The organism is Aphanizomenon sp. UHCC 0183 (genome assembly GCF_009712065.1).
Classification (GTDB): domain Bacteria; phylum Cyanobacteriota; class Cyanobacteriia; order Cyanobacteriales; family Nostocaceae; genus Dolichospermum; species Dolichospermum heterosporum.
In genome coordinates this window covers 1-8657 of sequence record NZ_VILC01000050.1, presented here as the reverse complement: position 1 = coordinate 8657, position 8657 = coordinate 1, and the positions used below count along the sequence as shown (strand labels likewise).

The window sequence follows — 8657 nt, the reverse complement described above, 5'->3', positions numbered from 1 at the left end:
AGGGGGAGAAATTTCTTCCTCCTGAACTCCTGATAGCGCAGCGTGGCGTTAGCCATACTCCTGATAGCGAAGCGTGGTGTTAGCCATACTTCTGAATGGGCGCAGGCCCTGCGCCCCTACCTCTTACCTATTCTTCAGTTTGCTGTTTCACTTCGCGGGACTCTAACCAAATTGGTACAGCAATCACAGCAACTAAAATAAGTAACGCCAAAATTGCAAATTTACTTACCCAGGCTACCAATTGTTCTAGGGAAATAATTCTTCCCGCGAAAAAAGCTAATGTCACCATGACGCTACCCCAAGCAGTCGCTCCAGCTAAGTTATAAATCAGGAATTTGCCAAAGGGCATTTCCGCTATACCTGCAAGTGGTGAAGCAAAAATCCGCAATAAGGCAAAAAAGCGACCAAAAAATACAGCCTTACCAGCGTTTTCCGTAAATTGCTCTTTAATACTCAGCAGTCGGACTTCGGAAATGCGGAAAATCTTGCCAACTTGCAGCAGAAAAGGCCAACCACCAACTCTACCAATCCAATAGCCGCAATTGCCACCAATTACAGCACCCCCCACGGCGTTACCGAGAACCAGCCAGTAATTTAATTCATTACTACCAGCAAGGAAACCACCAACAATTGTTACGGTTTCGCCAGGAAGGGGAATGCCCAAATTTTCTAGCAATATTCCCAAAAAAATTGCTAAATAACCATAATTATGAGCAATTTCTTGGATGTTTTCTAGTGAAAGTAGCTCAAAAGACATCCAGCACCACCGAGTTTACAAATTTTTACCTTTACCATATCTTTGCTTGCTTTTGGCTAGGGTGTCAATCAAACCGCAATAGGAGGAGTCAGGAGTCAGGAGTTCAGGAGTCAGGAGTATGGCTAACGCCACGCTGCGCTATCAGGAGTTCAGGGGGAAGAAGAAGAAAGAAGAAAGAAGAAAGAAGAATATTTTTCACCAATGACCAATGACCAATGACCAATGACCAATCAAACCGGATTGCTATAGATAATTTGAGATAATGATAAGTTCGTTACCGAAATTAGTGGTAATTTATGCTTATACTAGAAAAACATATCAACAAATTATACGGCATAAATACTGAAAAAGCTTTTTTCAACTGTGCTGCTGTTAATTCTCATAAACTTTGCGAAAACAGTCATTATGCGGTTGAATTATAAACAGTATGGATGTCAGTTTGCCCTTTCTTTTGTGTTTTAAATACTCAGTTAAATTTATGACTCTTACACAAGAACGCCAAGTGATTTTGTTCAAACCCCAAGGTAGTATAGACCTGGATAGTGGTACAGTCTTGAGCGAACAGATGGCTGCTGTCAAACCTCAGCAGCACCAACTCTGGGTTATAGATTTAGCAAATGTAGATTTCATGGATAGTTCTGGATTAGTCCCCCTCGTCAAGGGACTTACATCAGCGCGTCAAATCGGTTGTCGGTTAGTTCTTTGCAACGTTAAAGCTCCAGTTAAGTTGATTTTGGAACTTACCCAGCTTGATTCAGTATTTGAAATTTTCCCAAGTTACGAAGATATTTTTGCTCCTGTTACTAATCAACAGCCAGTAGTAACTGGAGTTTAGACTAAATCAGTATTTTTATAAGGGAAATGCCGAAAACCCTTGAAGATGTAGCTGACTTAGGAAGCTACATCTGTGCTTTAGAAAAGGGATGAAGGCTAGAGGTATGATTTATCCTGCATTGACATTAATTTAAAAATTTGAAATAATTTCAAATTTTAATTCATATTAGTGATACAATTAAATCGTCAGCAAAGACATTGAAAACCTACCGGGGGACTCTCGGAAAGTTACGCTTGTCAGTTCGGCTTCGCTCACCGCAAGCAGAGATGATTCTGCCAGTAATGGCAAACAGAATCAGGGCAAGAACCCAAATATTTAAGGCAGTGTCTGAAGCTGGGATAACTGAGAGATATAGACTGAAACTCTCTATAGAATCCCCGCGTCTTTAGACCGGGGAGTGTCAAATCTTTTAATATCCCCGACTTCTCTAGATCCCCGACTTCTTAGAGAAGTGGGGGATCTTAGGCTACAGTAATGATAACTGCTCATTAGGGGGTTTAAAACCCATGTGTTGATAGGCTGCTTTAGTGGCTATTCTCCCCCTGGGTGTCCGACTTAAATAACCTATTTGCATTAAATATGGTTCATAAACTTCTTCAATGGTTTGGGTGTCTTCCCCAGTGGTAGCAGCAATGGTTTCTAAACCGACTGGACCACCATTAAAGTTTTCAATAATCACACTGAGCATTTTTCTATCTGTCCAATCTAAACCGCAAGGATCAACTTGGAATAGCTGCAATGCTTCCGCTGCTACAGTTTCATTTATTTCTATAAAAGATTTTACTTCTGCATAATCACGAACTCTTTTTAGTAGTCTATTAGCTATTCTTGGTGTTCCTCGTGAACGTTTGGCTATTTCTGTAGCCCCGTCTAAATTAACTGAAGTTTGTAATAATTCGGCAGTGCGAACCACAATTTGAGTAAGTTCGGCGACTTCATAAAAACGCAACTTTTGAATTAAGCCAAAGCGATCGCGCAATGGGGAAGTTAAAGCTCCGACGCGGGTTGTTGCCCCGACTAGGGTAAATTTAGACAAAGGTATACTTCTAATTCTGGCACTAGAACCCTTACCTACTGTAATATCTAGGCGACAATCTTCCATTGCTGGATAAAGAATTTCCTCTGTCATCCGTGATAAACGATGAATTTCATCTATAAATAACACATCTCCTGGTTTCAGGTTCACCAATAACCCCACAATATCTCGTGGTCGTTCTAAAGCTGGGGCGCTGGTAATTTTGCAACTTACCCCCATTTCTGAGGCTAAAATCATCGCCATTGTGGTTTTACCTAAACCTGGTGGTCCATACAACAGCAAATGATCCATGACTTCGTTCCTAGATTTAGCGGCTTTAATGGCTATATCTAAGACATCCTTTAAATCCTTTTGTCCAATGTAATCAGCAAAGCGCTGGGGACGAATACTTTCTTCTGGTTTCCCTTGTTCATTAATGGCAGCTTCTGATTGCAGCAGATTTTCTGCGGGGGGTACTTTGGCTGATTCCCGTTGCTTTTTGGGTTCTCCGTTGGGTTCTGGAGGCTGTTTTTTGGAGGAGATAATCGCCATAATTTTCAGGGATTTCAGAAGTACAGAAATGGGGGTTTAGTTATTCATAGGTAAGATTCAGTATAGGATATTTGGGGTTCCTTGAGAATACAGATATTTATTTAATTTTGTAAATTTACTATTAATAAATTGAGGGCTAGGAGTCAGGAGGTAGGGGCGCAGGGCCTGCGCCCAGTCAGGAGTCAGGAGGAAGAATCAGAAGGAGATAAGAATAGTCTCGAATCGGGAAAAGTGATAGCTTTTTGATGGTTTCAAAGCTAATTGGACAAAGAGGGAATAGGAAAATGAGGACGGGAAAACCCTGCCCATACAGCACTTACCGATGTTATGAAGTCCAATGACCCCACCCCCAAACCCCTCCCCGCTCTTCGAGAGGGGGCTAAGATGTAACTCATATAAGAGACTTCTAATTAAAAAAATATCCCAAAATTTCTTGTGGTGCAGGCCGAAAAGCCTGCTAATAATACAAGGACGGGCAAGATGCCCATCCCACAAGATTGGATAGCGAACGCGAGAGCGTCCCGGAGGGAACTAGCGCTGCTGCAAGCAGTTCATCTTTTTTGTGGAGTTCTCTAACTGAAAACCGCTGTATCTTTAGAAATCAACTCCGCGCTTCAATTCTACGCCTTGATTTGCATAGTGTTTATGACAGTAAACCTCAGAGTGAATACTAGCTAAATCAAAATAAGCGGGTTGGTTTTGACAGCGACCTGTGATGATCACTTCTGTATCGCGGGGTTTGCGTAGCAGGGCTTGAACAATGGGATCAACAGGTAACAATTCTAAATCAACGGTGGGATTGAGTTCATCGAGAATAATCGTTTTATAGACACCAGAGGCGATCGCTATTTTGGCAATTTCCCAACCTCTTTCCGCTTCTATATAGTCTAAATCTTGACGAGAATTTCGCCAAACAATGGCATCCCGTCCACAGCGTTGATGATCTACAATTTCTGGATAGGATTGTTGTAAGGCGGCGATCGCCGCGTCTTCAGTATAACCACTACCGCCTTTGAGCCACTGCATAATTAATACACGAGTAGAACCAGGATGATTGATGCCTCTACCAATTGCTTGCAAAGCTTTACCCAAAGCACTGGTAGATTTACCCTTACCTGCACCTGTATAAATTTCAATGCCTTCAATGAAAAGTTCTGCGGCTGTGGGGTGGTGATGGGGTTTCATTTCCGAATGCAAATCCGCAATATCCAATAATTGTGGCGGTGCTGCGCGTCCAGTGGTGATGATTTCCAGTTCTTGGGGTTTAGATTTTAAAGTATTGACTACCTCATCCACTGACAGCAAACCCAAATCCAAAACCGGGTTAATTTCATCCAGGACAACTACTGAATACAACCCCGAAGCGATCGCCCCTTTGGCTACATCCCAACCCCGCGCAGCTTCTGTTCGATCAAAAGCTGTAATTTGATCATGACCAAAAAATTCGGCTCTCCCCGTGCGAACCTGATCAATTAAATGGGGAAACCCGCGCTGTAATGCAGCGATCGCTCCGTCTTCATCATAATCCCGTTCTGGCCCTTTCAAAAACCGCAACAATAAAACCCGGCTAGAATCACTAGGTGTATTGATTCCCAACCCAATAGAGCGCAAAACCACCCCTAAAGCCGCTTGGGACTTACCTTTCCCAATACCATCATAGACGTGAATTTGACCCGTAAGCCGCTCAGAACGGACTTGCGCTGTGCGAATACCGATACCGTTCCTTGTCATCTTTTGAAAAGCTATAAAGTAGCAATTCTCTATCTTAACGAAACTAGAATCTAGTGCGGCAGGGCATAAATAAATCAACTATCCCAAATCATTAAAAAGCCTATCCTGTCTTGGTTTTGACTTTTGATTTTTGACTTTTGACTTTTGACTTCCGCCCTGCGGTGGGCGGTTTGTATCTTTGCGTATTCAAGCTTGATAGATGTATTAATAAAATCAATCTAAATATCCTGTCACACTCGGATCATAAATGTCAGAACAATGAGATAATTGCCGATTAAGTAATTGGACAAAAATATTTACAGTCATTGCGAGCGAAGGGAAGCAATCACAACCCTTGGAATTGCTTCATTTCACTTCGTTCCATTGGCAATGACATTGTGTAATTAATTCTGTCTCACTACTTATCCGTATTCTTTCAGTTATACTCTGTACAACTAAGTCAAAAAAACGTAATCTCCAGATCCCCGACTTCTTGAAGAAGTCGGGGATATAACTAACTCCTAAAATTTTCTTGTTGTTACCATTATGTCTGATGAATTATCACTACCCATAATCTTGCCTATTGGGGCGATATTTTTTGAAATATTATTCTTACTAACTGCCATTCCCATAGAAGCCTATGTTCTTCATAAATGGTTAAAGTTTGATAAAAGAACCAGCATTTTTTATGCCATTGCCTTAAATGTTTTTTCGAGTGTCATTGGCTGGATTGTGTTTTTCACAGTCGAACCAATGTTACCTATCCCGATCAAAGCCGAATTGATTAATTATGTATTTTTCAATAAGATTAAAGCTTCTAGCATTAGTACAATGATAATTTTATTATCATTTACTATTTTCATAGCGACTTTCTTAGTTAAATTTTTATTGATGAAGATCCTCATCATTTTTATGGGTGAAGGCGGAAAAAACACCCAGCCAGAAACCATGTCTTCACAACAAAGAGCTAGTTATATGAATATAGCTAAGTTGCAGAATACTAATTTAATCACGGCAACATTAATAGCAAATTCACTCAGTTACAGTGCCATAACCTTTATCATATTAATTCGCTCTCGGTAAAATGATCAATATTCATCATTGCATTAATTAGAGGTAATCTCATGAACTTTTTATTGAAGGAAATAGGTGGCATATTTAAATATATTCAGGATTTATTTGCAGGAGTGCAAAAATTTCTGACACCAGCCAAAGCATACTCATGGCAAACATTTATCTATTTGAGTGTTTTTTCTTGGGGAATATCATATTTTGCTGTAGGGTATATTAGGGATATTATTGCCTTTTGTGGTTGGTTATTTTTATTAGCAGGAACAACTTGGTATACTACGGACGATCCTTTAAGAATTCCCGGAACTTTTATGCCAGTTGGGGCAGTAATCACAGGCTTTTTAGTGAGCGTCTTTGCCTTTGGATACCAGGAGAGTGGATTAACATTTAATACTATAGTCATTTGGCCGACAATAGCCGCCCTAGTTACAGCCATACCTAACTTCTTTGAAGGCAACGGTGGGAGATTGCCAAATGCGAAACTTCCTAAATTGCAAGATCGTCAAAAAGTTGTAGTTTTATTAGCTTGGTGTATGCTAATTAGTTGTTGGCTTCAGTTTTACTTTGTGATAGATAAATGGTTAAAAGAATATCCCAGTTTACGAGCAGATAATTTTCAGAAAAGTGCTTTTGTGATTAGATTAGAACCACAATCACGAAAGCCAAAAACTGGTGATTTTATCTTAAATAAATTACAACCTTTAGTTAATCAACAACTTGCCAATAAACCTTGGGGTGAAGTAGAAAAATGGTTACTAGAAGCTAATCAGCAACTAGGCAACTTAGGGAAAAGAACGATTAATAGTAATTTAGGTAAATCTCAAGAAAGACTACTATGGCGAGTTGAACCCCGTGTAGTCAATATCAAGTCTGGATATAGGCTAGATATTTTGACAATTTGGGGGGGTCCCAGCGCCAACTCTCAAGGATATTACTGGAAAAAATCTTGTTTGATAGAACCATCTAACTCTGGTAAACAAACAGATAATAAAAATACCGTTGCCCGTCTGACTTGCGATCGCACAAGTAAATTTATCATGGGTTCTCCACCAGCACAACAATAAGGAAGAAGTAATTACTATGAATGTAATTAGAACTGTCGTCATGGCTAAGAATGTATTTCAGGAAGTGATCCGCGATCGCATTCTGTACATCATCGGTTTTTATGCTATCATCCTGGCTATTGCCTTCCGTGCCATTCCCGAATTTGCCGGCACCACCAGTAATAAAATATTTTTGGACTTTGGTTTGGCAACAATGAACGTCATTGGTTTAATTGTCGCTATATTTATCGGCACAGGATTAGTTAACAAAGAAATTGAAAAACGCACTATTTTAGTATTAATTGCCAAACCCATCAGCCGCAGTGAATTTATTGCTAGTAAATATTTAGGGTTATCAGCAGTTATCGGTGTCCTCATTACTGCAATGACAATAATTTATTTAGGATTCTTACAAGTTGGTCAAGTATCCTATCCAATTACTAGCATTTTTCTGGCTACGCTATTCTTATTTTTGCAATTATGTTTAATTACTGCCGTAGCCATTACTTTGGGCGTTTTTACCAGTTCACTAATAGCCACAGCCCTAACATTTGCAGTGTATTTAATGGGGAATGTTACTCAAGATTTAGTGGCATTAGGTAAATTAAGTCAGAATCCTGGTATGGAACGCATTACCCAAAGTTTATATCTAATTTTGCCAGATTTATCTAGATTAGATTTAAAGAATGATGCTGTTTACGGTTTGCAAGCACTACCTGATCCAATCACATTAGTTACCAATGCAGGTTATAGTTTACTTTACAGTTTTATGTTGTTAGCGATCGCCATTCTTATCTTTTTAAGACGAGAATTTTAAAATAACGTCTGAACTATGATTTGTTTGATTAATAAATCAGAAAAACGTCTGAACTATGATTTGTTTGATTAATTTGATTTAGATGATTATTAACAAGATCCCCGACTTCTTAGAGAAGTCGGGGATCTGAAACTCTCGACCTTCAAAAATTTTGTTAAAATAATTATTGTCTATGATTTACGATTCCCCAATAAATACTACTGACAGTCTCATTTATCCCGATATTTATCATCACCAAGTTTCCTCGAATCAGCCTTTGAAACTAGGAATTATGGCTTCTGGCAATGGTAGTAATTTTGAAGTAATTGCCCAAGCTATTGCCGATGGTAAAATTAACGCCCAAATTCAAGTTCTAATTTACAACAATCCTGATGCAAAAGCAGCAGTTAGGGCTAAAAATTGGGGTGTAGAATCTGTATTGTTAAATCATCGAGACTACAAAAATCGTCAAAAATTTGATCATAAAGTTGCCCAAACATTACAGCAGTATGATGTACAATTCGTGATTATGGCGGGATGGATGCGATTAGTCACACAAGTTTTAATTGACGCTTTTCCTAATCGGATGATTAATATTCATCCCAGTTTATTACCAAGTTTTAAAGGCGTGCAAGCTGTAGAACAGGCTTTAGTTGCGAAAGTCAAAATTACTGGCTGTACTGTACATCTTGTTTCTTTAGAAGTTGACAGTGGCGAGATTTTAATTCAAGCGGCTGTTCCCGTTTTACCAGATGATACATCAGAAACACTACACGCGAGAATCCAAATCCAAGAACATCGGATTTTACCAATAGCAATTTCTTTGTTAAAAAGGGAATAGGTAAGTAATTGGACAAAAATATTTACAGTCATTGCGA

At 39.4% G+C, this 8657-nt stretch carries 8 protein-coding genes; 5 read left to right on the top strand and 3 right to left on the bottom strand.

The window, feature by feature from the left end; all coding sequences use genetic code 11:
- Positions 1-127 precede the first annotated feature (127 nt).
- The gene (locus FJR37_RS16785) at positions 128-757 is read right to left on the bottom strand and encodes a DedA family protein (protein WP_027402852.1); all 630 of its coding nucleotides are present in this window, start codon (positions 755-757) and stop codon (positions 128-130) included.
- A gap of 478 nt (positions 758-1235) precedes the next feature.
- Between FJR37_RS16785 and FJR37_RS16780 the strand changes: the two genes are divergently transcribed.
- Positions 1236-1592 (top strand): STAS domain-containing protein, encoded by a 357-nt coding sequence (locus FJR37_RS16780; RefSeq protein ID WP_174763441.1) that lies wholly within the window; start codon positions 1236-1238, stop codon positions 1590-1592.
- Between the two features lie 466 nt (positions 1593-2058).
- Here FJR37_RS16780 and ruvB read toward each other — a convergent pair whose 3' ends face one another.
- The gene (gene ruvB, locus FJR37_RS16775) at positions 2059-3159 is read right to left on the bottom strand and encodes a Holliday junction branch migration DNA helicase RuvB (RefSeq protein ID WP_039201976.1); all 1101 of its coding nucleotides are present in this window, start codon (positions 3157-3159) and stop codon (positions 2059-2061) included.
- A 594-nt stretch (positions 3160-3753) separates the two neighbouring features.
- Positions 3754-4890, bottom strand: coding sequence for a cob(I)yrinic acid a,c-diamide adenosyltransferase (locus FJR37_RS16770; RefSeq protein WP_027402849.1), 1137 nt, complete (start codon positions 4888-4890; stop codon positions 3754-3756).
- Between the two features lie 525 nt (positions 4891-5415).
- Between FJR37_RS16770 and fraC the strand changes: the two genes are divergently transcribed.
- From fraC to purN, 4 genes are all read left to right on the top strand, one after another.
- A complete protein-coding gene (gene fraC / locus FJR37_RS16765; RefSeq protein ID WP_039201975.1) occupies positions 5416-5952 on the top strand; it encodes a filament integrity protein FraC in 537 nt (178 codons plus the stop codon).
- Between the two features lie 41 nt (positions 5953-5993).
- The gene (fraD, locus tag FJR37_RS16760) at positions 5994-7004 is read left to right on the top strand and encodes a septal junction protein FraD (RefSeq protein ID WP_168466586.1); all 1011 of its coding nucleotides are present in this window, start codon (positions 5994-5996) and stop codon (positions 7002-7004) included.
- 16 nt (positions 7005-7020) lie between these two features.
- Positions 7021-7800, top strand: a complete 780-nt coding sequence (locus tag FJR37_RS16755; RefSeq protein WP_168466585.1) for an ABC transporter permease — start codon at positions 7021-7023, stop codon at positions 7798-7800.
- A gap of 172 nt (positions 7801-7972) precedes the next feature.
- A complete protein-coding gene (gene purN, locus FJR37_RS16750) occupies positions 7973-8620 on the top strand; it encodes a phosphoribosylglycinamide formyltransferase (protein WP_168466584.1) in 648 nt (215 codons plus the stop codon).
- The last annotated feature ends 37 nt before the right edge of the window (positions 8621-8657 follow it).

Excerpts from the sequence above, each read along its gene's own strand:
- FJR37_RS16785 (WP_027402852.1), bottom strand. The coding sequence starts at position 757 with ATGTCTTTTGAGCTACTTTCACTAGAAAACATCCAAGAAATTGCTCAT.
- fraD (WP_168466586.1), top strand. The coding sequence starts at position 5,994 with ATGAACTTTTTATTGAAGGAAATAGGTGGCATATTTAAATATATTCAG.
- FJR37_RS16755 (WP_168466585.1), top strand. The coding sequence starts at position 7,021 with ATGAATGTAATTAGAACTGTCGTCATGGCTAAGAATGTATTTCAGGAA.
- fraC (WP_039201975.1), top strand. The coding sequence starts at position 5,416 with ATGTCTGATGAATTATCACTACCCATAATCTTGCCTATTGGGGCGATA.
- purN (WP_168466584.1), top strand. The coding sequence starts at position 7,973 with ATGATTTACGATTCCCCAATAAATACTACTGACAGTCTCATTTATCCC.
- FJR37_RS16780 (WP_174763441.1), top strand. The coding sequence starts at position 1,236 with ATGACTCTTACACAAGAACGCCAAGTGATTTTGTTCAAACCCCAAGGT.
- ruvB (WP_039201976.1), bottom strand. The coding sequence starts at position 3,159 with ATGGCGATTATCTCCTCCAAAAAACAGCCTCCAGAACCCAACGGAGAA.
- FJR37_RS16770 (WP_027402849.1), bottom strand. The coding sequence starts at position 4,890 with ATGACAAGGAACGGTATCGGTATTCGCACAGCGCAAGTCCGTTCTGAG.